22 protein-coding genes are annotated in these 26,484 nt (G+C 64.5%); 20 read left to right on the top strand and 2 right to left on the bottom strand.

What is annotated here, in order from left to right:
• Positions 1-232: 232 nt before the first annotated feature.
• The 3 genes from mexE to THL1_RS12020 are packed head-to-tail and all read left to right on the top strand — an operon-like array spanning position 233 to position 6,065.
• A complete protein-coding gene (mexE, locus tag THL1_RS12030) occupies positions 233-1,474 on the top strand; it encodes a multidrug efflux RND transporter periplasmic adaptor subunit MexE (RefSeq protein ID WP_069083483.1) in 1,242 nt (413 codons plus the stop codon).
• A gap of 11 nt (positions 1,475-1,485) precedes the next feature.
• Positions 1,486-4,674: an efflux RND transporter permease subunit gene (locus THL1_RS12025; protein ID WP_069083482.1), complete on the top strand. Its 3,189-nt coding sequence runs from the start codon at positions 1,486-1,488 to the stop codon at positions 4,672-4,674.
• Positions 4,671-6,065, top strand: a complete 1,395-nt coding sequence (locus THL1_RS12020; protein WP_069083481.1) for an efflux transporter outer membrane subunit — start codon at positions 4,671-4,673, stop codon at positions 6,063-6,065. The genes THL1_RS12025 and THL1_RS12020 overlap by 4 nt, the downstream gene beginning before the upstream one ends.
• Before the next feature lie 134 nt (positions 6,066-6,199).
• Here the strand turns inward: THL1_RS12020 and THL1_RS12015 are convergent, their stop codons facing one another.
• The gene (locus THL1_RS12015) at positions 6,200-6,553 is read right to left on the bottom strand and encodes a DUF3509 domain-containing protein (protein WP_069083480.1); all 354 of its coding nucleotides are present in this window, start codon (positions 6,551-6,553) and stop codon (positions 6,200-6,202) included.
• Positions 6,554-6,869: 316 nt separating this feature from the next.
• On the opposite strand from THL1_RS12015, the gene THL1_RS12010 reads away from it, so the two are divergent.
• From THL1_RS12010 to THL1_RS11935, 16 genes are all read left to right on the top strand, one after another.
• A complete protein-coding gene (locus tag THL1_RS12010; RefSeq protein ID WP_069083479.1) occupies positions 6,870-7,211 on the top strand; it encodes an FKBP-type peptidyl-prolyl cis-trans isomerase in 342 nt (113 codons plus the stop codon).
• Positions 7,212-7,230: 19 nt separating this feature from the next.
• The gene (locus THL1_RS12005) at positions 7,231-7,554 is read left to right on the top strand and encodes a hypothetical protein (RefSeq protein ID WP_237234794.1); all 324 of its coding nucleotides are present in this window, start codon (positions 7,231-7,233) and stop codon (positions 7,552-7,554) included.
• Between the two features lie 211 nt (positions 7,555-7,765).
• Positions 7,766-8,470: a glutathione S-transferase N-terminal domain-containing protein gene (locus THL1_RS12000; protein WP_069083477.1), complete on the top strand. Its 705-nt coding sequence runs from the start codon at positions 7,766-7,768 to the stop codon at positions 8,468-8,470.
• Positions 8,471-8,775: 305 nt separating this feature from the next.
• A complete protein-coding gene (locus THL1_RS11995) occupies positions 8,776-10,203 on the top strand; it encodes a mechanosensitive ion channel family protein (protein ID WP_069083476.1) in 1,428 nt (475 codons plus the stop codon).
• Positions 10,204-10,301: 98 nt separating this feature from the next.
• On the top strand, positions 10,302-10,934 hold the full coding sequence (locus THL1_RS11990) for a hypothetical protein (protein WP_069083475.1): 633 nt from the start codon (positions 10,302-10,304) through the stop codon (positions 10,932-10,934).
• Positions 10,935-10,957: 23 nt separating this feature from the next.
• Positions 10,958-11,578 carry a helix-turn-helix transcriptional regulator gene (locus THL1_RS11985; protein ID WP_069083474.1) on the top strand — a complete coding sequence of 207 codons (621 nt, stop codon included), beginning with the start codon at positions 10,958-10,960 and terminating at the stop codon, positions 11,576-11,578.
• Positions 11,579-11,777: 199 nt separating this feature from the next.
• Positions 11,778-13,355: a malate:quinone oxidoreductase gene (locus THL1_RS11980; RefSeq protein ID WP_069083473.1), complete on the top strand. Its 1,578-nt coding sequence runs from the start codon at positions 11,778-11,780 to the stop codon at positions 13,353-13,355.
• A gap of 512 nt (positions 13,356-13,867) precedes the next feature.
• A complete protein-coding gene (locus THL1_RS11975) occupies positions 13,868-15,511 on the top strand; it encodes a phosphoethanolamine transferase (protein ID WP_069083472.1) in 1,644 nt (547 codons plus the stop codon).
• A 9-nt stretch (positions 15,512-15,520) separates the two neighbouring features.
• Positions 15,521-16,795: a sensor histidine kinase gene (locus tag THL1_RS11970; protein WP_069083471.1), complete on the top strand. Its 1,275-nt coding sequence runs from the start codon at positions 15,521-15,523 to the stop codon at positions 16,793-16,795.
• 165 nt (positions 16,796-16,960) lie between these two features.
• On the top strand, positions 16,961-17,908 hold the full coding sequence (locus THL1_RS11965) for a hypothetical protein (RefSeq protein ID WP_069083470.1): 948 nt from the start codon (positions 16,961-16,963) through the stop codon (positions 17,906-17,908).
• Positions 17,909-18,103: 195 nt separating this feature from the next.
• A complete protein-coding gene (locus tag THL1_RS11960) occupies positions 18,104-19,447 on the top strand; it encodes a UDP-glucose dehydrogenase family protein (protein ID WP_069083469.1) in 1,344 nt (447 codons plus the stop codon).
• Positions 19,444-20,436, top strand: coding sequence for an NAD-dependent epimerase (locus THL1_RS11955; RefSeq protein ID WP_069083468.1), 993 nt, complete (start codon positions 19,444-19,446; stop codon positions 20,434-20,436). Before THL1_RS11960 ends, THL1_RS11955 begins: the two co-directional genes overlap by 4 nt.
• A 90-nt stretch (positions 20,437-20,526) precedes the next feature.
• Positions 20,527-21,225, top strand: coding sequence for a TVP38/TMEM64 family protein (locus THL1_RS11950; RefSeq protein WP_237234793.1), 699 nt, complete (start codon positions 20,527-20,529; stop codon positions 21,223-21,225).
• A gap of 120 nt (positions 21,226-21,345) precedes the next feature.
• Complete coding sequence (locus THL1_RS11945) at positions 21,346-22,086, top strand: glycosyltransferase family 2 protein (protein WP_069083467.1); 741 nt, start codon at positions 21,346-21,348, stop codon at positions 22,084-22,086.
• A gap of 44 nt (positions 22,087-22,130) precedes the next feature.
• The gene (locus tag THL1_RS11940) at positions 22,131-23,654 is read left to right on the top strand and encodes an ArnT family glycosyltransferase (protein WP_069086494.1); all 1,524 of its coding nucleotides are present in this window, start codon (positions 22,131-22,133) and stop codon (positions 23,652-23,654) included.
• A gap of 75 nt (positions 23,655-23,729) precedes the next feature.
• A complete protein-coding gene (locus THL1_RS11935) occupies positions 23,730-24,689 on the top strand; it encodes an SdiA-regulated domain-containing protein (protein WP_237234792.1) in 960 nt (319 codons plus the stop codon).
• On the opposite strand, the gene THL1_RS11930 is transcribed toward THL1_RS11935, so the two are convergent.
• Positions 24,676-25,407: a phosphatase PAP2 family protein gene (locus THL1_RS11930; RefSeq protein ID WP_069083466.1), complete on the bottom strand. Its 732-nt coding sequence runs from the start codon at positions 25,405-25,407 to the stop codon at positions 24,676-24,678. The two genes, THL1_RS11935 and THL1_RS11930, sit on opposite strands and share 14 nt — an antisense overlap.
• A 117-nt stretch (positions 25,408-25,524) precedes the next feature.
• Here THL1_RS11930 and THL1_RS11925 point away from each other — a divergent pair, with 117 nt between their 5' ends.
• Positions 25,525-26,208 (top strand): response regulator transcription factor, encoded by a 684-nt coding sequence (locus THL1_RS11925; RefSeq protein ID WP_069083465.1) that lies wholly within the window; start codon positions 25,525-25,527, stop codon positions 26,206-26,208.
• Positions 26,209-26,484 lie beyond the last annotated feature (276 nt).

Genomic DNA, 26,484 nt, shown 5'->3' with positions numbered 1-26,484 from the left:
GTGCAGCAGCCCCCGGAAACCTTGATGGGCAGACCTTTGGCCTGCATTCGCGAATGAATTCGCTGCCACATATGTTTCCTGCCCGCATTCCAGCTGAATCATCAACGACTCCATAACCCCACCCTGATCAATCACTTCCAGTGATATTCATCTTCAGGGCATTCGATTCGTCTGGTCGAATCCCAGCTTTCAGACTCCGCCCATTCAGAAAACCAATTGGCGGAGCTGTCCCATGGAAGCACTTCACAAGAATCTCTGGCGTTACCCCCTTACCCTCGCGGCGGCGGTGGTACTGGTCGCCTGCGGCAAGGCACCGGAAGCCGACCTCAACCACGCGGCCCCAAAGGTCAGCGTCGCCGAGGTGATCGAACAGCCCCTCAATGAATGGGACGAGTTCACCGGCCGCCTGGAAGCGCCGGAATCCGTCGAAATCCGTCCGCGTGTCTCCGGCTACATCGACCGCGTGGCTTTCAATGAAGGCAGCCTGGTGAAGAAAGGCGCCTTGCTGTTCCAGATCGACCCGCGTCCCTTCGAGGCCGAGGTCAAGCGTCTGGAAGCCCAGCTGCAGCAGGCCCGTGCCAACCAGAACCGCGCCGCCAACGAAGCCCGCCGTGGCGAGCGCCTGCGCCAGAGCAACGCCATCTCCGCCGAGCTGGCCGACGCCCGTGCCAGTGCCGCCGCCGAAGCCCAGGCCGCCGTTGCCGCCACCCAGGCCGAGCTGGACAACGCCAAGCTCAATCTCAGCTTCACCCGCGTGACCGCGCCTATCGACGGCCGCGTCAGCCGCGCCGAAATCACCGAAGGCAACCTGGTCAACGCTGGCCAGTCGCTGCTGACCTCGGTGGTCTCCACCGACAAGGTCTACGCCTACTTCGACGCTGACGAGCGTGCCTTCCTCAAGTACGTGGAACTGGCCCGCAAGACCGGCACCGACACCCGCGCCGCCAGCCCGGTCTACATGGGCCTGTCCAGCGAAACCGGCAACCCGCACCTGGGCCAGCTGGACTTCCTCGACAACCAGGTCAACCCGCGCACCGGCACCATCCGTGGCCGCGCCGTGTTCGACAACCAGGACGGCCGCTTCACCCCCGGCCTTTATGCCCGCATCAAGCTGGTGGGCAGCGAGACCTACCCCGCCGCGTTGATCAAGGACGAAGCCATCGGCACCGACCTGGGCAAGAAGTTCGTCCTGGTGCTCGGTGAGGACAACAAGGTGAATTACCGCGCCATCGAACTGGGGCCGAAGCTGGAAGGCCTGCGCATCGTCCGCAATGGCCTGGTCAAGGGCGAAACGATCGTGGTCAACGGCCTGCAGCGCGCCATGCCCGGTGCCCCGGTGGAACCAGAAGCGGTGCCCATGGCCGACGACGACACCCTCAACCAGCTGGCACGCCTGCGCCAGTCCGTGGAAAGCCGCAACGCCCCGCGCGTGGCCGAGCAGAACGCCAAAACTTCCGTCGGCCCGCGCGGCTGAGGTAGCACGTCATGAATTTTTCCCAGTTCTTCATCCAGCGGCCGATCTTCGCCGCCGTGCTGTCACTGCTGATCCTGATCGGCGGTGCCATCTCGCTGTTCCAACTGCCCATCAGCGAATACCCCGAAGTGGTGCCGCCGACGGTGGTGGTGCGCGCCAACTTCCCCGGCGCCAACCCCAAGGTGATCGGTGAAACCGTCGCCTCGCCGCTGGAACAGGCCATCGTCGGCGTGGAAGGCATGCTCTACATGTCCTCCCAGGCCACCAACGACGGCAAGCTGACCCTGACCATCACCTTCGCCCTGGGTACCGACCTGGACAACGCCCAGGTGCAGGTGCAGAACCGTGTGACCCGCACCATGCCCACCCTGCCCACCGAGGTGCAGCGCCTGGGCGTGACCGTGGACAAGGCCTCTCCGGACCTGACCATGGTGGTGCACCTGACCTCGCCGGATAACCGCTACGACATGCTCTACCTGTCCAACTACGCCGCGCTCAACGTCAAGGACGAGCTGGCGCGGCTGGACGGTGTGGGCGACGTGCAGCTGTTCGGCATGGGCAACTACTCCCTGCGCGTCTGGCTCGACCCGAACAAAGTGGCCTCGCGCAACCTCACCGCCACCGATGTGGTCAACGCCATTCGCGAGCAGAACCGCCAGGTTGCCGCCGGTGCCCTCGGCGCGCCGCCGTCCGACGCCGGCAACAGCTTCCAGCTCTCGATCAACACCCAGGGCCGCCTGGTCACCGAGGAAGAGTTCGAGAACATCATCATCCGTGCCGGTGACGATGGCGAAATCACTCGCCTGAAGGACATCGCCCGTGTCGAACTGGGCTCCAACCAGTACGCCCTGCGCTCGCTGCTGAACAACCAGCCGGCCGTGGCCATCCCGGTGTTCCAGCGCCCCGGCTCCAACGCCATCGAAATCTCCGATGCCGTCCGCGCCCGCATGGCCGAGCTGAAGCAGAGCTTCCCCCAGGGCATGGACTACGAAATCGTCTATGACCCGACCATCTTCGTGCGCGGCTCCATCGAGGCAGTGGTTCACACCCTGCTCGAAGCCATCGTGCTGGTGGTGCTGGTGGTGATCCTGTTCCTGCAGACCTGGCGCGCCTCGATCATCCCGCTGGCCGCCGTGCCGGTGTCGCTGATCGGCACCTTCGCGGTGATGCACCTGTTCGGCTTCTCGCTCAACGCGCTGTCGCTGTTCGGCCTGGTGCTGGCCATCGGTATCGTGGTCGACGACGCCATCGTGGTCGTCGAGAACGTCGAGCGGAACATCGGCCTCGGCAAATCGCCCATCGACGCGACCCGCCAGGCCATGAAGGAAGTGACCGGCCCAATCATCGCCACCGCCCTCGTGCTGTGCGCCGTGTTCGTGCCCACCGCGTTCATCTCCGGCCTCACCGGGCAGTTCTACCAGCAGTTCGCGCTGACCATCGCCATCTCCACGGTGATCTCGGCCTTCAACTCGCTGACCCTGTCTCCGGCCCTGGCCGCCGTATTGCTGAAGGACCACCACGCGCCGAAAGACCGCTTCTCCCGCGTGCTCGACAAGCTGTTCGGCCGCTGGCTGTTCGGCCCGTTCAACCGCATGTTCGAACGCGCTGGCGGTGGCTACGTCCGTACCGTGCGCCGTGTCCTGCGTGGCAGCGCCGTCGCCATGTTCATCTATGCCGGCCTGCTGGTACTCGGCTACCTGGGCTTCTCCAGCACCCCGGCCGGCTTCGTGCCGCAACAGGACAAACAGTACCTGGTCGCCTTCGCACAACTGCCGGACGCCGCCACCCTGGACCGCACCGAGGCCGTGATCAAGCGCATGTCCGAGATCGCGTCCAAGCACCCCGGCGTGGAAAACACCGTGGCCTTCCCCGGCCTTTCCATCAACGGTTTCACCAACAGCCCGAACAGCGGCATCGTGTTCACCCCGCTCAAGCCCTTTGATGAGCGCAAGGACCCGTCCATGTCCGCCGGTGCCATCGCCGCCGAGCTGAACAAGCAGTTCGCGGATATCCAGGACGCCTACATCGCGATCTTCCCGCCGCCCCCGGTACAGGGCCTCGGCACCATCGGCGGCTTCCGCCTGCAGATCGAGGACCGTGGCAACCTGGGCTACGAGGAGCTGTACAAGCAGACCCAGAACATCATCGCCAAGGCGCGCCAGCTGCCGGAGCTGAACCCCATGTCGGTGTTCACCAGCTACCAGGTCAACGTGCCGCAGGTGGATGCCGCCATCGACCGCGAAAAGGCCAAGACCCACGGCGTGGCCATCAGCGACATCTTCGACACCATGCAGGTGTACCTGGGTTCGCTGTACGCCAACGACTTCAACCGCTTCGGCCGCACCTACCAGGTGAACGTCCAGGCCGACCAGCAGTTCCGCCTGGAGCCTGAGCAGATCGGCCAGCTGAAGGTGCGCAACAACCGTGGCGAGATGATCCCGCTGTCGACCTTCGTCAAGGTGGAAAACAGCGCAGGTCCCGACCGGGTCATGCACTACAACGGCTTCATCACTGCCGAGATCAATGGCGCGGCCGCCCCGGGCTACAGCTCCGGCCAGGCTGAAGCGGCCATCGCCAAGCTGCTGGACGCGGAACTGCCCAACGGCATGACCTACGAGTGGACCGACCTGACCTACCAGCAGATCCTCGCCGGCAATACCGCGGTGTTCATCTTCCCGCTCTGCGTGCTCCTGGCCTTCCTGGTACTGGCCGCCCAGTACGAAAGCTGGAGCCTGCCGCTGGCGGTGATCCTGATCGTGCCGACCGTGCTGTTCTCCGCCATCACCGGGGTGATCCTGGCCGGTAGCGACAACAACATCTTCACCCAGATCGGCTTGATCGTACTGGTGGGCCTGGCGTGCAAGAACGCCATCCTCATCGTCGAGTTCGCCAAGGAAAAACAGGAAGAAGGCCTGGACCGCGTCGCCGCCGTCCTGGAAGCCTGCCGCCTGCGTCTGCGCCCGATCCTGATGACCTCCATCGCCTTCATCATGGGCGTGGTGCCCCTGGTGCTGTCCTCCGGTGCCGGCGCCGAAATGCGCCATGCCATGGGCGTTGCGGTGTTCAGCGGGATGATCGGCGTGACCTTCTTCGGCCTGCTGCTGACCCCGGTGTTCTACGTCCTGATCCGCGGATTCGTCGAGAAGCGCGAAGCGCGCAAGGCCGCCCGCGCCCCGCAACTGAAGGAAGCACACGCATGATGCACAAGGCTTTTGCCCCCGCCCTGCTGGCCCTGGCGCTCTCCGCCTGTGCCGTGGGCCCGGACTACAAGGCCCCTGAAAGCGAGCCCGCGCGGCTCGCCTCGGCGGAAGCTGCAAAGGTTGATCGCAGTCGTTTCGAGAGCCTCTGGTGGCAGCAGTTCGAAGATCCGACCCTGAACCAACTGGTGCAGGAGTCGCTCAAGGAAAACCGCGAACTGCGCATCGCCTTCGCCCGCCTCAAGGCCGCCCGCGCTATTCGCGACGATGTCGGCAACGACCAGCTCCCGGTGGTCACCGCCGGTGCCAGCGCCGAAATCGGCAAGGGCCAACAGCCGGGCGTGACTGAAGAGCGGGTCAACAACGAACGTTACGACCTGGGCCTGAACATGGCCTGGGAGCTGGACCTGTTCGGCCGTATCCAGCGGCAGATCGAGGCCAGCGAAGCAGAAACCGACGCGGCCCAGGCCGACCTGCAACAGCTGCAGGTGAGCCTCATCGCCGAACTGGTCGACGCCTACGGCAACCTGCGTGGCGCGCAGCTCAGGGAGCGGATTGCACGCGAAAACCTGGAGAACCAGCGGGAATCCCGTGGCCTGACCGAGCAACTGCGTGACGCGGGCGTCGGTAGCGAGCTGGATGTGCTGCGTGCCGATGGCCGCTTGGCCGCCACCGAAGCCAGCGTTCCGCAATTGCAGGCCGAGGAAGCACGCGCCCGCAACCGCATCGCCACCCTGCTCGGCCAGCGCCCGGAGCAACTGACCGTGGACCTGTCGCCCAAGCCGCTGCCGGTGATCGCCAAGGCATTACCCATCGGCGATCCGGCCGAGTTGCTGCGCCGCCGTCCAGACGTGCGCTCGGCGGAACGCCAGCTGGCCGCTGCCACCGCTGGTGTGGGCGTGGCCACCGCTGACCTGTTCCCGCGTGTGAGCCTCTCGGGCTTCCTCGGCTTCACCGCCGGACGCGGTTCGCAGATCGGCTCGTCCGCTGCACGCGCCTGGGGCGTGGCACCGACCATTTCCTGGGCGGCCTTCGACCTTGGCAGCGTCCGGGCCCAGATCCGCGCCTCCGAGGCCGACGCCGAGGGTGCCCTGGCCAACTATGAGCAGCAAGTGTTGCTGGCCCTGGAAGAGTCGGAGAACGCCTTCAGCGACTACGGCAAGCGCCAGGAGCGTTTGGTATCACTGGTCCGCCAGTCGGAAGCCACCCGCGCCGCCGCCGAGCAGGCCGCAACCCGTTATCGCGAAGGCACCGTGGACTTCCTCGTGCTGCTGGATGCCGAACGCGAACGCCTGGCCGCCGAAGACGCCCAGGCCCTGGCGGAAGTCGAGGTCTATCGCGGCATCGTCGCCATCTACAAGGCCCTCGGCGGCGGTTGGCAGCCCCAGGCCTGATCCTCTCCTCCCTTGCCCGGCCTACCGGCCGGCAACTTCACCCCGCGGGTCAGAGTTCCTTGCCGCGGGGTTTCTTTTTCCAGGCCAGCACGGACGGCGATAACGAAAAGGTGTTACGCGCCGGCATCCGGGCTTCAGACCCTGCTTGCGACGCGCTCATGCGCCAGCCTGCGCCGGGCCACCAGCGTCTTCGCCGCCGTCATGTGAACGGGTCCGCCCTGGTAAGTGGGCAGCTCACACGATACCCAGTCGACCCCTTTGTCGTGCCAGTGCACGTCACCCGCTTCCAGCTTCATGTCTCGCTGCAAATCCCAGATCACCTGGCGCACCCGCTCGTCGCTGTAGAGGGCCTCGCTGTCGATGGCCTTGCAAAGGGACTTGCCGTCCCGCCCCGTCAGCGTAAGCAGAAGCGAACCATCAGGTCGTGGCTTGACGATCGCCTGGTGCTGCGGGAAGGCGTCATAAAAGGCAGTGAATGGCAGTTTCATCCGGGACACTCCTGTCAGGTTGTCTGGCCTTCATTCCTAGCAGTGGTCGTGCCCGATTCGACGATCCAGGCAATCCCTTGCCAATCAGGTACATGGCACAAGCGTGTTGGTACGAGCAGCGGGAGACTTGCACGATTGCCATCCAGATTGCCGTGCAACTTGCATGACCCGGTGCGGAAACATGCCTGCAATGGCTTTCCCGGCATCGCAAAACAAGTTCCCGGCTGCCAGCACCGCAGTTGCCAGAACGCCTGATTCCTGCGAAAAGGCTGCCCGCAAATGGCCAGCACCGGCCAACGGACCGAGGAGCACACCCATGAGTGACGAACTGCAGATAACCGATATCCAGCTGGGCGACGGCAAGGAAGTGGTCAAGGGCGCCCTGATCACCACCCAGTACCGCGGCACCCTGGAAGACGGCACCGAGTTCGACTCGTCCTACAGTCGCGGCAAACCCTTCCAGTGCGTGATCGGCACCGGTCGCGTCATCAAGGGCTGGGACATCGGCCTGATGGGCATGAAGGTGGGCGGCAAGCGCAAGCTCTACGTCCCAGCGCACCTGGCCTACGGCGAACGCCAGGTTGGCGCCCATATCCAGCCCAACTCCAACCTGTTGTTCGAAATCGAATTGCTGGAAGTCCTGACGCGCGACGATTGATCCCCATCATGCCGGGCCGGTGAACCTGATCCCCGAGGAACCGCAGGCCGCACTTGAGGTGCGGATGCTGGATCGCTTCTTCGACCTGTATGTGATGACGCCGATGCAGAAACCGGTGCTGGACAGCCTGCGCCCGGCTGAGCAGCGTAATGCCTTGGGTGCGGATTGCGCGGCGGCACCGTCGCTGTTCAATGCCGACTGGGTACACCCTATCGCCGTGTCGTTCGGCAACGTCCGGGCCTATCGGCAACGCTTGCTGGCCCGCCCCTCGTTCGCCCGCGCGGTGGACGAAGCGCGACCCTATCGGCCGCTGTTTCCGCTGGGGGCACCGGATCGCGACTGATCTCTCACAGGCGGCCGGCCGCTGGCTTGTGGCCGCGACCGCCGCCGGAACCGCACGAGAAGGGAGAGAATGCCCGGCGATTGTGTCGGCGGGCGGCAGCAGAATAGCGGCCCAGGCTGTCGGCAAGCTTTCACAGACAGAGCCTTTCGCATCCCGCCCACGGGCGGGTAAGGTTGCCCATCCGCCCCGCCATCTCGAACAGGACGTCCCCATGAGTGATCTGTCGGCTTTCCCCATTACCCGCAAGTGGCCCGCAACCCAGCCGGACCGCCTGCAGCTTTACTCCCTGCCAACGCCCAACGGCGTCAAGGTCTCCATCATGCTGGAGGAAACCGGCCTGCCCTACGAACCGCATCTGGTGAGTTTCGAGCGCAACGACCAGATGTCGCCGGAGTTCCTCTCCCTCAATCCGAACAACAAGATCCCCGCCATCATCGACCCCAATGGCCCGGACGGCCGCCCGCTGCCGCTGTTCGAATCCGGTGCCATCCTCATCTACCTGGCCGACAAGACCGGCCAGCTGATCCCGCAGGACGCCGCTGGCCGCTACGAATGCATCCAGTGGCTGATGTTCCAGATGGGCGGGATAGGCCCGATGTTCGGCCAGATCGGTTTCTTCAACAAATTCGCCGGCAAGGACTACGAGGACAAGCGCCCCCTCGACCGCTACGTGCAGGAATCGGCACGCCTGCTGACGGTACTGGACCAGCGCCTGGAAGGCCGCGACTGGATCATGGGCGAGCAGTACAGCATCGCCGACATCGCGATCTTCCCCTGGGTGCGCAACCTGATCGGTTTCTACGAAGCAAGCGAGCTGGTGCAGTTCGAACGTTTCGCCAACGTGAAGCGCGTGCTCGATGCCTTCCTCACGCGCCCGGCGGTGGTGCGTGGATTGGGGATTCCAAAACGGGACTGAAGCGGTTTTGTCGAGTGGGCTGAAGCGGAACGCCGCCCGGCCCACCCTCAGCAGAATGCCCGGCGAGCGGCCTGGTCCAGCATCGTAGGGTGGAAATCGCTCTTCATTTCCACCGTTCGGAGCCCATCCGGCGCACGATTGCTGGACCGATGAAGCGTGGCCCACCCGAACTGTGGGGCGAAATCATTCGCCAAGCAGCCCACAGGGCTGCCAATCAGCTGTGCCGGGGGCTGCCCGCCGGTCCCATATCAGGACAGCCCCGGGCTCTGCTAACGTGGCGCAGGCTCAATCGCGGAACGGAACTCATGCTCGCGCTCATCCAGAATCACCCGCTGATTTTCGGCGTCGCCCTGTTGCTGATGGACCTGCTGGCCTGGCGCATCATTCCCAGCGAACTGCGAACCTGGCGGGTGCTGGGCCGTGTCCTGTGCTTCCTGCTGTTCAGTACCCTGATCATCGATGCCGGACTGAACCCACTGCAGCCGCCGCCTTGGCCGGGCAGCACCCTCAACCTGGTGGCCACCGCCCTGGAAATCGTCTGGTGGCTTTACTGCGCCCGCACCCTCACCGTGGTGCTGGGCCTGCTGATGCCGCGTATCGGCCATGCCGGGCGGTTGCTCCAGGACGTGCTGGGTGCGGTGATCTTCCTGGTGGCAGTGGTCGCCGCGGCGGCCTATGTGATGCAGCTACCGGTAAAGGGCCTGCTGGCCACCTCCGGGGTCATGGCCATCGTCATCGGCCTGGCCTTGCAGAGCACCCTGAGCGACGTGTTTTCCGGCATCGTCCTCAACACCACCAAGCCCTACCAGCTGGATGACTGGATTTCCATCGACGGCACCGAAGGCAAGGTGGTGGAAATCGACTGGCGCGCCACCCACCTGCTCACCGGAAAAGGCAGCACTGTGGTGATCCCCAACTCGGTGGCGGCCAAGACCAAGGTGCACAATTTCAGCCGCCCCTACGAGCTGACCAACGTTTCCATCAGCCTCCGGGTATCGACCCAGGTACGCCCTCGCCGGGTGCTGGACGCGCTGGAAAAGACGCTACAGGGCATCAGCGCCCTGCTGGCCGACCCCAAGCCCAAGGTCGCCATCAAGGAATCGGACCTGGAATCCATGGAGTACGAGGCCAGTGGCTTCATCCGCACCGGCCAGAACAAGACTGAAGTCCGCAACCTGATGTTCGACCTGGCTCACCGTCACCTGGAAGCGGCCGGTATCGCCTTCAGCAGCGAAACCCCGCCGCAGCCGTGGTCCCGCCCTCGCCTGCTGCTGGAGGATGTGAAGATCTTCCGGGCACTCAGCAGCGAAGAGAAGGACACGCTCAGCCAGGTCATGGCGCCCCTCGCCTTTTCCGCCGGCCAGGAGATACTGGGCCTGGGTGAGGTCGCGGATGGCCTGCTGGTGATAGGCACGGGGGTCGTTTCCGCAGCGGTACCCGACGGCGCCAACATGATCGAAGCCGGACGCATGGGACCGGGAGAAATCCTCGGCGAGGAAGGTATTGCGAATGACGCGCCGTCCCAGGCCCGGTTCACCGCACTGACGTCCTGCGTGCTCTACCGCATAGAACGGGACGCCATCCGCACCTGCCTGGATGCACGCGTCGAGGTGCGTGCCGCCATCACCCGTTTGCGCACCTTCCGCGAGCAGGCCAGCCGCAACCTGTTGCTGCAGAAGCCGCAGGCGATCAGGAAAGGCGGTTTTCTCAGCTGGCTGCACAAGAAATCCTGAGGGCTGCCGTTTGGCGGATTTTCCGACAAAACCAATAATGGCATTTTTTTATGCTTTAATTGATTTTGTAGAATAATCCACAACGCGAGGGCCCCGTCATGAAACTCAGAACGCTGGCTTTACTGCTGCTTGTAGTGCTCGTCCAACCCACGTGGAGCCTGGCCGCGCAGGAAACGGCCACCGCCAGCAGCGACAACGCCGCGCTGACCACGCGCCTGGCCCTGCGCGACCTCTGGGTCGAGCACGTTTTCTGGGTCAGGAACTTTGCCATCGCCAACCAGCAAGGCCAGCACAAACAGGCCGAAGCGGCCGCGGCCCAGGTGGTGACCAATGCCAAGGCCATCGCCAACAGCATCGCCCCGCTCTACGGTCAGCCAGCGGCGGACCAGTTGCTGAAACTCCTGGCCGGCCACTGGGACGCTGTGAAGCACTACAGCGACGCAACCGTGGCCAAGGATGCCGCCGGCAAGAAGGCCGCCGTGGCTGAGCTGACCGGCAACGCCAAGGCCATTGCCAAGTTCCTCGCCGGTGCCAACCCCAACCTGCCCGAGAGCGCCCTGGTGACAATGCTCGGCGCCCACGGCGGTCACCACGTGGCACAGATCGACCAGTTGCGCGCCGGCGACTATACCGGCGAAGCCAGCACCTGGAGCGCCATGCGCGAGCATATGCTGGTGCTGGCGGACACCTTGTCCGCAGCGCTGGTCAAGCAATTCCCCGAGAAGTTCTGACACCGGCCAGCCGAGGTAGCCGAATGCTTCAAGGAATGGGACGCACCCAACAAGACCTGCTCGGCGCCCTGCTCTACCAGCCGGGCGGCATGAGCATCGACGAACTGGTCAACCACCTGGCGGTGACCCGCACGGCGATCCGCCAGCACCTGGCCGCACTGGAGCGCGACGGGCTGATTCTGCGGGGCGAAACGCGACCCACCGGCCGCCGCCCCGAGCAGCTTTATCAGCTCAGCCCGCGCGGCCGGGAGCTGTTTCCACGGCAGTACCAGTTGTTGGCCGACCTGCTGATCGGCGAAGTGGCCAGTCTCATCGGCCATGACGCGCTGGTGCAACTGATGCGCGGCCTGGGGCGTCGGCTGGCCGCCGAAATGGAGCAGCAGAGCGTTAACGAGACGCGCATCGCCCAGCACATGAACCAGGCCGGATACGAGGCCGAAATCATCCTGCGTTCCTCCGGCGAGCCGGAAATCGTCGCCCACAACTGCGTGTTCCATCACCTGGCAGCGGCCCATCCGGAGGTCTGCGAGCTGGACCTGGCGCTGATCGGCGCCCTCGGCGGCGGCGAGGTGGAACACCTCGAATGCATGCTGCGTCATGGCCAGGTTTGTCGCTTCCGGATCGTTCGAGGGGAATCACGCTAAGGGCACTCCGGATGCTGTGGCGGGAATCCGCCCTCCTCCGCTCCGGGAACAGTCCGAGCCGGGCGGATTCCCGCCACCCACTCCACCTTCTGGAGCCCCTGATTCCCGCAGAGTGAATCGTTTCACGGCATTTTCCCGATTCCGGCACGCCCTTTGCTCTCCCACCGCCCTTTTCGAGAAATAGCAAAGGGAAGGTCCCATGAAAAAACTCCTCCTAGGACTCCTTTGCCTCACGGTGCTCGGCTGTGCCAAGCAACCGGAGGCGGAGAAGTCGGTCGATGTGCTGCTGATCGGAGCCGGCATCATGAGTGCCAGCCTCGGCACTTACCTTCACGAATTGGAGCCGGGCTGGACCATCGACATCTACGAGCGCCTGGACCAGGTCGCCGCAGAGAGCTCCAACCCCTGGAACAACGCCGGCACCGGCCACTCCGCCTTCTGCGAGTTGAACTACACCCCGGAAACCGCCGACGGCGGCATCGACATCAGCAAGGCCGTGGCGATCAACGAGTCCTTCGAGATTTCCAAGCAGTTCTGGGCCTATCAGGTCGAGCGCAATGTGCTGAGCAACCCGAAGTCCTTCATCAACGGCGTGCCGCACATGAGCTTCGTCTGGGGCGATGACAACATCGCCTTCCTCAAGAAGCGCCACGCCGCCCTGCAGCACAGCTCGCTGTTCCGTGGCATGGAGTACTCCGAGGACTTCGACCAGATCAAGCAGTGGGTGCCGCTGGCGATGGAAGGCCGCCCGGCAGACCAGAAGGTCGCCGCCACCCGCATGGCCATCGGCACCGATGTGAACTTCGGCGAAATCACCCGGCAGCTCATCGGCTCCCTGACCCGCAGCGACAAGGTTTCGCTGAACCTCAAGCACGAAGTGCGCGACATCAAGCGCAACGATGACGGCACCTGGACGGTGGTTGTCGCCAACCTCGGCAACAACGAGGCGGAAACCAGCGTCAAGGCGAAGTTCGTCTTCATCGGTGCCGGCGGTGGTGCCCTCAAGCTGCTGCAAAAGTCCGGCATTCCGGAAGCCGAAGGCTATGCAGGCTTCCCGGTAGGCGGCCAGTTCCTCGTCACCCGCAACCCTGAGGTGGTCGCCCAGCACCAGGCCAAGCTCTACGGCAAGGCGTCGGTAGGCTCGCCGCCCATGTCCGTGCCACACCTGGACACCCGTGTGATCGATGGCCAGAAAGTCCTGCTGTTCGGGCCCTTCGCCACCTTCTCCACCAAGTTCCTGAAGAACGGCTCGCTGCTGGACATGTTCAGCGCCCTGACCACCGACAACATCGGCCCCATGACCAACGCCGGCCTGGACAACCTCCCGCTGAGCACCTACCTCATGGGCCAACTGATGCTCAGCCAGGCTGACCGCATGCACGAGCTGCGCGAGTATTTCCCGAACGCGAAGGACGAGGACTGGGAACTGCTGACCGCCGGCCAGCGCGTCCAGGTGATCAAGAAGGACGCCGATAAAGGCGGCATCCTGCAGTTCGGTACCGAAGTCGTCAGCTCCGCCGACGGCAGCATCGCCGCCCTGCTGGGCGCCTCGCCGGGCGCCTCCACCGCCGCCCCGATCATGCTCACCGTGCTGGAGAAGACCTTCAAGGACAAGGTCCAGACCCCGGAATGGCAAGCTCGCCTGAAGGAAATCATTCCCTCCTACGGTCACAAGCTGAACAACGACCTGGAGCTGACCAACCAGGTCCGTGCGTGGAGCAGCGAACGCCTGCAACTGGAACACGTTCCCGTGCTGCCGGAAGTCGCCGCCCAGTAAAGCCCCGGCACAGGGATTTGTGGGAGGTTTTTGTGGGAGCGGATTCATTCTCGAGTAAAGATCCACGTTCGTAGAACGTGGACTTGTGTTTGCCCCCTATAAGGGGGCCATCCTCACACGCAGCACCCAGCTGATCTCCACCACCGTGCCCAACAGTAGGGTGCGCCATGCGCACCGCGGCGATGCTGGCGACTCCGAGCCTATCTCCCGGTGCGCGCGGCGCACCCTACGGGACTGGCAGCATCCTGCTGGTTCGCTGACTCAAATCGTCACAGGTAGAGCTGGTGACTCATGACCACGTCCGCAGGACGTGGTTTCCCAAGTTCAAATGAATTCCCTCCCACAACCAGGCAGCCATCCCGCAGGTTGGACTGGGGCCCGTGCCCTTGGCCCGACATCCCTTTCACAAGCCCAACATTTTCCCGAGGTTTTTTTCACGAAGTTTTGATTCCGCCGTTCCTATTCTCCGCGCCGTATCCATGCGGGACACGACGTCCCATAGCGAGCGGCCCATGTTCAAACGCATTTCTGTACGTCCCGAAAGCCTGACCTTCCTGGCCAGCCTCCTGCTCCTCTCGCTCTACAACTTCCCGCTCTGGAAACACATCTTCTCCATCGTCCCGGCGGATGCCGACGGGCTTGGCATGCGCCTGGCGTTCGCCGTCATGGTGCTGGCCGTCTTCAACTTCGTCCTGGCCCTAGTGTCGTTCCGCTGGGTGTTCAAGCCGGTGCTGATCTTCCTGTTCCTGGCTAGCTCCGGCGTCGCCTACTTCATGAGCCAGTACGGCGTGCTGATCGACGCCAACATGCTGCGCAACGTCGCGGAAACCGACGTCAACGAAGTCCGCGACCTGCTGTCCTTCAAGCTGGTGCTGTTCGTGCTGCTGCTGGGCGTACTGCCCAGCTGGCTGCTGTGGAAGCTGCCGGTTCGTCACCAGCCCCTGCGCCGCGAGCTGCTCGGCAAGCTGCTGCTCGCCATCGGCTCGGTGGCCGTACTGGGCGTGGTGGCCCTGGCCAACTACCAGGGGCTGGCCTCGTTGTTTCGCAATCACCATGAACTGCGCTTGCTGGTTGTTCCCAGCAACTATCTAAACGCTTCCTACGGCTACATGCGCGAACAGTTGGCCGTGGCCAACGAGCCGCTGCGCCAGATCGGCACCGATGCCCGCAAGGCTCCGGCCTGGCAGGCTCACCAGCGCAAATCGCTGACCGTGCTGGTGATCGGTGAAAGCGCCCGCGCGGAGAACTTCGGCATCCTCGGCTACGACCGCGACACCACCCCGCGGCTGAGCGCACAGGCAGGCGTCACCGCCTTCAGCAATGTGCGTTCGTGCGGTACCGAAACCGCCGTTTCCGTGCCCTGCATGTTCTCCAACATGGGCCGCGCCGACTACGACGCTGCCGAGGCCCGCAGCCAGGAAGGCCTGCTCGACGTACTCAAGCACGCCGGCCTGGCGGTGAACTGGCGCGACAACCAGTCCGGTTGCAAGGGCACCTGCGACCGGGTTGCCCAGGAAAACCTCAGCCACGGGAAAGACCCTGTCCTGTGCAGTGGCGGCGAGTGCCACGACGAGATCCTGCTGAAGGACCTCCAGGGCTACATCGACCAGCTCAAGGACGACGCCGTGCTGGTCCTGCACCAGATGGGCAGCCACGGCCCGGACTACGCCAAGCGCTACCCCAAGCGCTTCGAGAAATTCACCCCGGTGTGCAACAGCAACGCCCTGAACGACTGCAGCCAGGAAAGCATCGTCAACGCCTACGACAACACCCTGGTCTACACCGACTACGTGCTGTCGAGCCTGATCGACCTGCTGCGCCAGAACCAGGACAAGGTCGACACCGCCATGCTCTACATCGCCGACCACGGCGAGTCCCTGGGCGAGTACAACCTCTACCTGCATGGCACGCCCTACGTCATGGCACCCGACCAGCAGAAACACGTGGCCATGCTCGGCTGGTTCTCCGACAGCTACCGGCAGGACTTCGCCCTGGACACCCGCTGCCTGGACAAGGAACGCGACAAGCCCCTGAGCCAGGACAACTTCTTCCATTCGGTGCTGGGCCTGCTGCAAGTGCAGACCCAGGAGTACAAGGCCGGCCTGGACCTGTTTGCCTCCTGCCGCGCCGACAGCGCCGCCCTGGTCCAGCGCTAGGCTGAAGTCATGCCGAACAAGCAGCCGCTGGAGCGGCGGATCATCGCGGCCTTCGTGCTCATGACCTTCATTGTCAGCGGCACCTTCTCGCTCGGTATCGTCGGCATCGTGCATTTCATCGAGGAGCACCTGGTTTCGGAAGAACTTGGCCGCGAACTGGAATTCGCCATCAACGAAGAGCTCAAACACGACCAGCCGGCACGGATCGATGCCAACACACGCTTCTTCAGTACCCATGCGGGTCACGGCAACCTGCCACTGCGCTTCAGCGGCCTGCCGGAGGGCTTCTCCGAAGTGCTGGACGGCGATGAAGCCTATTACGTTTTCAAGCGCAGCCACGGCGGCCATGACGATGTGATGGTGGAAGAGCAGCACGAATTCGAGGCCCGCGAACGGGCGTTGTTCGACGTAGTCCTGGCGGGGTTCCTGCTCAGCGTGGTGGGTGCCTGGGGCCTTGGCCGACTCCTGGCACGACGAGTCATGGCACCGGTCCGGCGCCTCGCGCAGCAGGTCAGGCACCGTGACCAGTTGCTGCCAATGGCACCCCGGCTGGCACCTGACTATCCCGACGACGAAATCGGCCATCTGGCCGATGCCTTCGACGAAACACTCGGCCAATTGCGCCATTCCCTGGAGCGCGAGCGCCTGTTCACCAGCGACGTGAGCCACGAACTGCGCACCCCGCTGATGGTGATCGCCAGCTCGTGCGAGCTGTTGCATGACGCCCCGCACCTGGGCGCCATGGAGCGCGCCCAGGTGGCGAGAATCGCTCGGGCCAGCGCCGAGATGCATGATCTGGTGCAGACCTTTCTGCAACTGGCCCGGGCCGGCCAGCCGGACGGCAGCCTTGCCGACAAGGTGGACCTGGGCGACCTGGCCGCCGAGCAGTACCGCCAGTGGTCGCCGCAGTTCCAGGCCAAGGGGCTGGCCTTTGCGCTGCTGGATGAAGGTGCGGACGCGGAGCGCTATGCGGCACCACAGCTGCGCACGGTCATGTCGAACTTGCTGCGCAATGCCCTGCACTACACTGAGCAGGGCGCCGTGAGGCTGATCCTCGGCGTGGACGGGTTTCGCGTCGAGGACAGCGGCCTGGGCATTCCCGAGGAAGAGCAGGAGCTGATTTTCCACAGTTTCGTGCGGGGCCAGCAGGCCCGTGGCGAAGGTCTGGGCCTGGGGCTGTCGCTGGTCAGGCGCATCTGCCAGCAGCAGGGTTGGGAGGTTCGCGTGGAGTCCAGCGGCGAATCGGGCAGTTGCTTCTCGGTCATCCTCGTCGACGGCCGTTGACGTTTTTTTCACAGCCTTTTGACCTGGCGACTACAGCCCACCCCTTAGATTGCCGGCTCCCGCAAAGCACAGAGTTGGTATCCATGCCCCGCACGCTGCCAACCCGCTATTCGCCCCGCCTCTCGCTGGGCACCTCCCATGGCGCTCCGAGCGCAGGAGCCTGACATGGCCACTGAAACCGTCCCAGCCCCCCGCCGCCGCATCAGTCGACGGCCACGCCCCGGCCTGCAGCCACTGATGCTGCTGCTCGACCGGCATGCGGCACGCTGGCTGCTGGCGACCTTCGCCCTGGCACTGCTGCTGGGGGCTGGCATTCCGGCGTGGCGCCACCTCTATCCCGTCACAGCCGAGCCGGGTTGGAGCTACCGCATTTACCTGGACGCCATCGAGCGTGTCAGTGCCCTGGTTCCGGACGGACAGGGTGGCCTCTACGTGAGCCAGGAAATCCAGGACGGCAAGGGCCGGCTCCTCCGCACCACCCCGAACAGCCGCGACAGCGTGGTGGAAAGCGGCCTCTCCAAGCCCGACGGCATGGTGCGTTACCGGGGTGGCGTGGCGTTCAGCCAGGAACAGGGCGAGCACCCGGTGTTCTGGATGAACGACCAGGGCACCCGGCAACTGTTCACTGCCGACAGCGTCGAGGGCCTGACCACCGATGGCCACTACCTCTATGCCGTCGAAGACCTGCACGGCAACGGGCGCCTGCTGCGCTACGACCCCGAGAGCGACAGCGTCACCACCCTGCGCAGCGGCCTGGACGAAGCCGAAGGGGTCGCTTCCTGCCCCGATGGCCGCCTGTTCTACACCGAGAAGGTGCGCGGCCATGTCCGCCAGCTGCGCCCGGACAGCCAGGACCCGATCGTGCTGGACAACCTCCGCGAGCCGGGTTTCCTGCTGTGCAACCGCGAAGGCCTCTGGATCACTGAAGATGCTACTCACCTGGCACGCGTCCTGCTGCTGAACAACCAGGGCAACCTGAGCACCGTGCTATCCCACCTGCGCTCGCCGCAGACCATTGTCGAAGTCTCCCCGGGCCGTTACCTGGTCGCCGAACAGGGGCGCAACCGCGTACTGGAACTGCAACGGCGCCCTCCCAGCCCTGATCCACGATAAAACCGGAAGCCGCTCCCCCGGCAGCGAGAGACAACTTGACTGTGGCCCCCACTTCTTTGAAACAAAATCACGCAATTTTCACATTTGTATCGTTAGGTTGAGTCCTCGTTCGGGAGTCGATCAGGCCGGGAGGGGTCTGCATCGGCGTTATCGCCCGGACGCCAGGCGTTCAAAGGAAAACAACAAAGGCGCTGAATGAAGATCACCATTTTCGGAACCGGCTACGTTGGTCTGACCCAGGCTGCGTGCCTGGCAGAGGTTGGCCACTCGGTCTGCTGCGTCGATATCGACCAGCAACGTGTCAGCGAACTCAACAAGGGCCGCTCGCCCCTCTATGAGCCCGGCCTGGAGGCGCTGCTGCAAGGCAACCTCGCCGCCGGCCGCCTGAGTTTCACCACGCATGCCGCCGAGGGCGTCGCCTTTGCCGCGGTGATCTTCATCGCGGTTGGCACCCCGCCCGACGAGGACGGCAGCGCAGACCTGCAGTACGTTTTCGCCGTGGCCGATGCCATCGCCGAACACGCCGACGAGGCCAAGGTGGTGATCAACAAGTCCACCTCCCCCGTGGGCACCGCGCAACGCCTCAAGGCTCGACTGGACGAGGCGCTGGCGATCCAGGGCCGGACGCTCGACATGCAGGTGGTGTCCAACCCCGAGTTTCTGAAGGAAGGCTCGGCAGTCGAGGACTGCATGCGCCCGGAGCGCATCATCATCGGCCTGGACGACGGGCGCGATCTGGACCTGTTCCGCGAGCTCTACAAACCCTTCAGCCGCAATCACGAAAAGCTCATCGTCATGGACAGCCGCAGTGCCGAGCTGACCAAGTACGCGGCCAACAGCATGCTCGCCACCAAGATTTCCTTCATCAACGAGATGGCCAACCTCGCCGAACGCCTGGGTGCCGACATCGAAATGGTGCGCAAGGGCATCGGCTCCGACTCGCGCATCGGCTACGACTTCATCTACGCCGGTTGCGGCTATGGCGGCTCCTGCTTCCCCAAGGACATCCAGGCCCTGCAGCGCACCGCCACCGAGTTGGGCTACCGGCCACAGTTGCTGGAAGCCGTGGAGGCGATCAACCAGCGGCAGAAGCAAAGGGTCTTCGAGAACATCAGCCGCCATTACAACGGTGACGTCAGCGGCAAGACCTTCGCGCTCTGGGGGCTTTCGTTCAAACCCAATACCGACGACATGCGCGAAGCCCCCAGCCGGGTCCTGCTGGAAGCCCTCTGGGCAGCTGGCGCACGCGTCAAGGCCTTCGACCCGGAAGCCATGGAAGAAGCCCGGCGCCTCTACGGCGAGCGCGGCGACCTGCATCTGGCGGAGTCCAAGGAAGCCGCCCTGGAGGACGCCCACGCGCTGGTGGTCCTCACCGAGTGGCTGAACTTCCGGGTGGCGGATTTCGGCCTGATCGGCCAGAGCCTGCGCGACAGGGTGGTCTTCGACGGCCGCAACATCTTCGAGCCGGCACAGCTCGCCCGCGAAGGCCTGGCCTACTACCCGATCGGCCGCGCCGCCGTGGGAGTGACCCAGCCATGAAGCTCCTGGTCACCGGCGCCGCCGGATTCATTGGCTTCCATACCGCCAGACGCCTGTGCCAGGCGGGGCATGAGGTCGTCGGCATCGACAACCTCAACGACTACTACAGCGTCGACCTCAAGCTCGCCCGCCTGGAGCAACTGCGGGCGTTCAGCACCTTCACCTTCATCACACTCGACATCGCCGACCGCGATGCGATGCAGACGCTGTTCCAACAGCACCGCTTCGACCGCGTCATTCATCTCGCGGCACAAGCCGGTGTGCGCTACTCGCTGGACAACCCCCACGTCTACGCCGATTCCAACCTGAGCGGCTTCGTCAATGTCCTCGAAGGCTGTCGCCAGGGGCGCGTACAACACCTGGTCTACGCGTCCAGCAGTTCGGTATACGGAGCGAACAGCAAGGTGCCCTTCGCGGTGGAAGACCCCGTGGACAACCCGATTTCGCTCTACGCCGCGACCAAGCGCGCCAACGAGCTGATGGCCCGAACCTACGCCCACCTGTATCGGCTCCCGACCACCGGCCTGCGCTTCTTCACCGTGTATGGCCCCTGGGGGCGCCCGGACATGGCGCCGTTCAAATTCACCAAAGCGATCCTCGAAGGCAGCCCGATCGACATCTACAACAACGGCGAGATGTCGCGGGATTTCACCTACATCGACGACGTCGTCGAAGGCATCGTGCGCATCCAGGATTGCCCGCCGCCCTACGCCGATGAACCGGAACAGGCCCGCCTGGACGCCCCTGCCCGGCTTTTCAACATCGGCCTGGGCGCCCCGGTGCGGCTGCTGGACTTCGTCGAGTGCATCGAATCCGCCACCGCAACCTGCGCCATCAAGCAGATGAAACCGATGCAACCCGGCGACGTTCCGCAGACCTGGGCCGACGTGAGCGCACTGGCACAACGCACGGGGTTTCGTCCCGCTACCACGTTGCAGGAAGGCGTCGGACACTTCGTCGACTGGTACCGTTCGTTCTACGTAGCCTGATCAGAGATGGGAAATGAACCCTGCCAGTCGGCACATCTCCAGAACTCGATCCGCAAGCCGGCACCAGCCGGACCTGGCCGGAGCGCGCCCATGATGACCTCGCGGGTGATGCTCAAGGGCCTGGGGCTGATCCTCAGCCTGGCGCTGATCGGCTACCTGTTCGACAGCAGCGACCTGGGCAACGCCATCAATGAAACCTGGGTCGACGCGCACATCCGCGGTCACGGCCTCCAGGGCACCCTGCTGTTCCTCGCCATGGGTGCGCTGTTCACCGCCGTCGGCCTGCCCCGGCAGATCATCGCGTTCCTTGCCGGCTACGCATTCGACCTGCTACCCGGCACCCTGGTGGGGGCACTGGCGGCGTTGCTCGGTTGCCTGACCACCTTTCTCTACGCGCGTATCTTTGGCAAGAGCCTGTTGCGCGACCGGCTCGGTACACGCGCTGCGCGCTTCGACCGGTTCATTCACGCCCATCCGTTCTCGATGACGCTACTGATCCGCCTGCTGCCGGTGGGCAGCAACATCCTGACCAACCTCGCCGCCGGAATTTCCAGCGCCCGCATGGCGCCATTTTTGGCCGCCAGCTTTATTGGCTTCCTGCCCCAGACGCTGGTCTTCGCCCTGGTCGGCAGCGGCATCACAGTGGCGCCCACCCTGAGAGTCGGCATGGCCGCCGTGCTGTTCCTCGCTTCGGGAATGCTGGGGGCCTGGCTGTACCACCGTCACCGCCACGGGCTTGGTATCGACGACAAGGTCGACGCGGCGCTCGGAGAGGCCGAGCAATCGTGATCAGGCACCGGATCGGCACGCCACGCCACGCGACTGCCTGCAGCCAGGGTTGGAGACAGTCACCATTGCCCGCGAACGGCAGGACTGCACCGAATGAACACTTCAAGGAATGGCTCCCGCATGTCGAATACCCCCTACCTGTCCGTACTGATCCCGGCCAAGAACGAAGCCGAGAATTTGCCCACGCTCCTGGAAGAGGTTCGCCAGGCGCTTTCCGGCGAGTCCTTCGAAGTGATCGTGGTCGACGATGGCAGCACGGATAACACCGCCGCGCACCTGCTCGCCATGAAGCGGGCCGGGTACACGCAGTTGCGCATTCTCAGCCACGACCGCTCCCTGGGGCAGAGCACCTCGATCTACCATGCCGCCCAGGTGGCCGAAGGCACCTGGCTGGCGACCCTGGATGGCGATGGGCAGAACGACCCGGCGGACATCCCCGGCATGCTCGCCATCGTCCGTGCGCCGGAAGCACCGATCAATCTCAAGCTGATCGCTGGCCACCGGGTGAATCGTCGCGATACCGCCAGCAAGCGCTGGGCTTCGCGCTTCGCCAACAAGCTGCGTGGGCGCCTGCTCAAGGACAACACGCCGGACACGGGCTGCGGACTCAAGCTGATCGAGCGTGACGCCTTTCTGCGCCTGCCCTACTTCGACCACATGCACCGCTTCATTCCCGCGCTGATCCAGCGCCATCAGGGCGGCATGCTGGTCCACCCGGTCAACCACCGCCCGCGCGGCGCTGGCGTTTCCAAGTACGGCAACCTCGACCGGGCGCTGGTGGGCATCCTCGACCTGTTCGGCGTCTGGTGGCTGATTCGCCGCACCCGCTTGAACACCAGCGCCCGCGAGCTGGAGCATTGAGCATGGGGCGACTTTCCCCCGTCCTGAACAGTGCTGCCGAGCCCATGCGCCTCATCCGCTCGCAACGCATCTCGCTGCTACTGCTGGTGCTGCTCGCGGCGGCGATGATCAGCGCCGGCCTCGGCATGCGTCATCCGTCCAACGTGGACGAGGAACGCTTCCTCGGCGTCGCCCTGGAAATGCTCCAGAGCGGCGACTGGCTGATTCCCCACCGTGCGGGCGAGATCTACCCGGACAAGCCGCCGCTGTTCATGTGGGCCATCGCCCTGCTGGTCAAATTGGGCACGTCACCGACCATCGCCCTGTTCCTCCCTGCGCTGCTTGCCGGCATCGTGACCACCGCGTGCCTGCACGACCTCGGCCGCCGCCTGTGGAACCGCCGCGTCGGCTTGATCGCAGGCCTGCTGTTCCTCGCCACCTACCAGACCTACAGCATCCAGCGCGCCGGACAGATCGACGGCTTCCTCCTGCTCTGGACCGCCCTGGGCCTTTACGGCATGGCACGCCACCTGTTGCTGGGCCCTGCCTGGGGCTGGTTCTACCTGGCCTGCGCGGCCATGGGCTTCGGCATTATCAGCAAGGGCGTGGGCTTCCTGCCGGCGCTGATGCTCATTCCCTATGCCTTCGCCGCCCGCCGGGGCTGGAACGGCGTGGCGCGCATGCCCGGCGAAGGCCGCGCCTGGCTGCTCGGCCTGCTGGTGGCGCTGGCCGCCATCGGCACCTGGCTGCTGCCGCTGGTGATCAAGGTGATGCTGTTCGGCGACGAGGCCAGTCGCGCCTACCTCAATGAAATCCTCCTGCGCCAGACCGCCCAGCGCTACGCCAACGCCTGGCACCACCGCGAGCCCTTCTGGTTCTTCTTCACCAACGTGATTCCGAAGTATTGGCTGCCCCTGGTGCTGGCCCTTCCGTGGATGGTGCCCGCATGGCGCCACCAACTGGCCAAGCGCGACGGCCGTTACCTGGTGCTGCTCGGCTGGGTCGTCCTGGTGCTGCTGTTCTTCAGTCTCAGCAGCGGCAAGCGCAAACTCTACATCTACCCTGCCCTTCCCGGCCTGGTGCTGGCCATGGCGCCCCTGGTGCCCTGGTTGCTGCGCCGCTGGTTTACCCAGCGCCCTCGCGGGCGGAAACTGTTCATCGGCCTTGCCATCTTCTGGTTCCTTGCCTGGTTCGCCCGTGGCTTCATCGAACCCATCAGGGAAGGCGTCAACCCGCGCCAGACCCTCATGCAGGACGTGGCCGAAGCCACCCATGGCGCCGAGCTGATGCTCACCCACTGGCGCGAGGGGCACTGGCTATACGCCCGCCAGCCACTGGTGCATTTCGGCGTGATCGCGCCCAGCCAGGTGGAGAAAGCCGCGCAATGGCTGCGTGACAACCCCTCCAGCTACGCGCTGATCCGTCCCGATGAGTTGCCGCGCTGCTTCAAGCCCGAGAAGGCCCGACGCATTGGCGATGGCGACGACGAAGACTGGTACCTGGTTCAGGCCGACGCCGATAACGGCCAGTGCCACGACCCAGCACTGGCCCAGCCCTACCGATTCACCTGGACCCAACCGCTCGACTGATGCCCGGATGGCCTCCACGAACCTCGCCAGAAGCGGGGTTCACGTGAGGCGTTCGCCCGCGAAACAGGACCCCTGATGAACAGTGCCGTTGACCACAACAAATTGAAGATCAAGCCAGCGCACCGACTGAGAACGTTCAGCCTCTGGGGCCTGGTGCTGGCCGCCCTGCTACTGGCCGGGCTGGCCTGCGGAAAGTTCTACTGGCATGAACGCGCCTGGTTCTACCTGACCAGCCACCTGAACGCTGATGCCTGGGCAGGCCGCAGCGTCTGGCTGCCGGACTACCAGGTGGAAATCGAAGCACGCCCCGTGGCGGGCATCGATGACGACCTGTCGGCTATCGACTTCGCGCCGGACCGCAAGCGGCTGCTGGCGGTGACCAACGCCGTCCCGATCAAGCTGGTGGAAATGGACCGCGACGGCCGCATCACCGCGCAGTACCCGCTGGTCGGCTTCGAGGACGTAGAAGGTCTGGCCTACATGGGCGACGGCCTGGTCGCGGTTGCGGACGAGGTTCAGCAGCAACTGGTGTTCTTCCGCCTTCCTGAACGACCGGGCCAGGCCATCGACAAGCACGACGCCCAGACCGTCGCCCTCGCGCTCACCTCCAGTGCCCACAACAAGGGCTTCGAAGGCGTGGCCTACGACGCCGCCCACGACCGCCTGTTCGTCGCCAAGGAACGCAACCCGCGCCAGCTATTCGCAATTACCGGAATCAAGGCGAGCCTGGCCGGGAAGCTGCAGATCAAGGTGCAGGACCTCTCCGACTGGATCGAGCGCAGCGTATTTGCCAAGGACATTTCCGACCTGCACTACGACGCCAGGACCGGCCATTTGCTGGTGCTCAGTCATGAGTCGAAGCTGGTGATCGAACTGGGCGAGAACGGCGAGATGGTCAGCTTCCGCACCCTGCTCGGGCACCTCGGCGACCTGAAGGAAAGCGCGGGCCAGGCCGAAGGCCTGACCCTTGATGACCAGGGCACGCTCTATGTCGTAAGCGAACCCAACCTCTTCTATCGCTTCAGGAAGAACTGACCTCCAGCTGCCGCTCCGACGTGCCCGGCACCACCAGTGGCGCCGGGCGATAGAGCACCAGGCGGTAGCAGGCCAGGCAGATCATCCAGTCGAACAGCAGCGTCCAGACATTGTGAGAAAGGAAATGCGCGCCCTGCATCATGCGCCCGATGGAGAACACCGTCCCCAGCGTCAGTGCGCCCACCAGGGCCACCCGTGCCAGGCGCGGCCGGCGGTCACGCAGGACGAAGAACAGTGCCAGCAGGGAGAAACCCGCCGAAGCGTGGCCACCGGGCCAGCAACGGCCGGGCTTGTCGAAATAAGGGTGATGGCCGAGCAGCGGCGAGTAGGGTTCGACACCGCCGAACTCCGCCAGGCTCCAGGGGCACTGCACGGCGGTAACCGCCTTGAGCGGCGTGACGATGGCCGTCGACAGCCCCAGGGCGAGCACCAGGTAGCCCAGCGGACGGCGCCACTGGCGCAGGCGGGTGGGCAACAGGCTGGCGAGGAATCCGGCCACGGCCAACACACCGAGCAGGATCACCACCTGCTTGGCGCGATCGTGCAGCACGTCTTCCAGGAAGGCGCTGTGACGACCGATGAATCCGCCTTGCGGGTCGTAGAACAGATGGGCCAGGGCGAAATCGATCCGGGGTGTATCGAGAAACAGCAAGAGCGCCATGGCCGCCAGCGGCAGGCTGCTCCAGAGCAGGAAGTTGAAGGGGCGCGAGTGGGGCATCGTGATGGCCTTGTTCAGGTAGGACCGCCGCAGTCTGCCCCCGCCTGTGTGAGCAACGGGTAAAGGGCTTGTGAAAAAAACATCAAAGGCGCCGGGGCGCCGGACAGAGGGCACGCTGTGCGAATACTGATCATCGAAGACAATCGCGACATCCTCGCCAACGTCCTGGACTACCTCCAGCTCAAGGGTTACGGCGTCGACTGTGCCCAGGACGGCCTGTCCGGCCTGCATCTGGCCACCACCCAGCACTACGACCTGATCGTCCTCGACCTCATGCTGCCAGGCATCGACGGGCTGCAACTGTGCACCCGGCTGCGCCAGGATGCCCGGCGCGATACGCCGATCATCATGCTCACCGCCCGCGACACCCTGGAGGACCGGCTGGCCGGGCTGAGATCCGGTGCCGACGACTACCTGGTCAAGCCCTTCGCCCTCTCCGAGCTGGTGGCGCGCATCGAAGCCGTGGTGCGCCGCAGCCATGGCGGACGCAAATCCCGTCTGCAGGTTTCCGACCTCAGCTACGACCTCGACACCCTGGAAGCCACCCGCTCCGGCCAGACCCTGAAGCTCAACCCCATCGGCCACAAGCTGCTCACAACCCTCATGCGCAAGAGCCCGGCGGTGGTCCGTCGCGAAGTGCTGGAAGAGGCCCTGTGGGGCGACAACTGTCCGGACAGCGACAGCCTGCGCAGCCATATCCACCAACTGCGCCAGGTGCTCGACAAACCCTTCACCCGGCCGCTGCTGCACACCATCCACGGCGTGGGCTACCGGCTGGCAGAGCTGGATGATAAGGGCTGATCTCCGCCACCGTGCCCAGAAGTAGGGTGCGCCATGTGTTCAGCCGGGACAGATGGGTAACGCTTGTCGGGAGACATGGGCAACGGGTTGATGATCATGTCTTGCCCGGCCTCAAGTCGACTTGGCGCAGGGTCTTGTGGATGAACACCACATCGTAGACGCCATCGACGGCGATGGGGCGGAGAGCGACGCGTTCCCCTATTGACGACAGCACGGGCTCCAAATAAGAACTTTCTGGTTGACGAGCAGGAAAAGCCTTCCGATAGCGGGCGGGCG

It is taken from the genome of Pseudomonas sp. TCU-HL1 (assembly GCF_001708505.1).
GTDB lineage: Bacteria > Pseudomonadota > Gammaproteobacteria > Pseudomonadales > Pseudomonadaceae > Metapseudomonas.
Note: the sequence above shows the minus strand (reverse complement) of the source record. Positions and strands in the feature narration are given on the sequence as shown.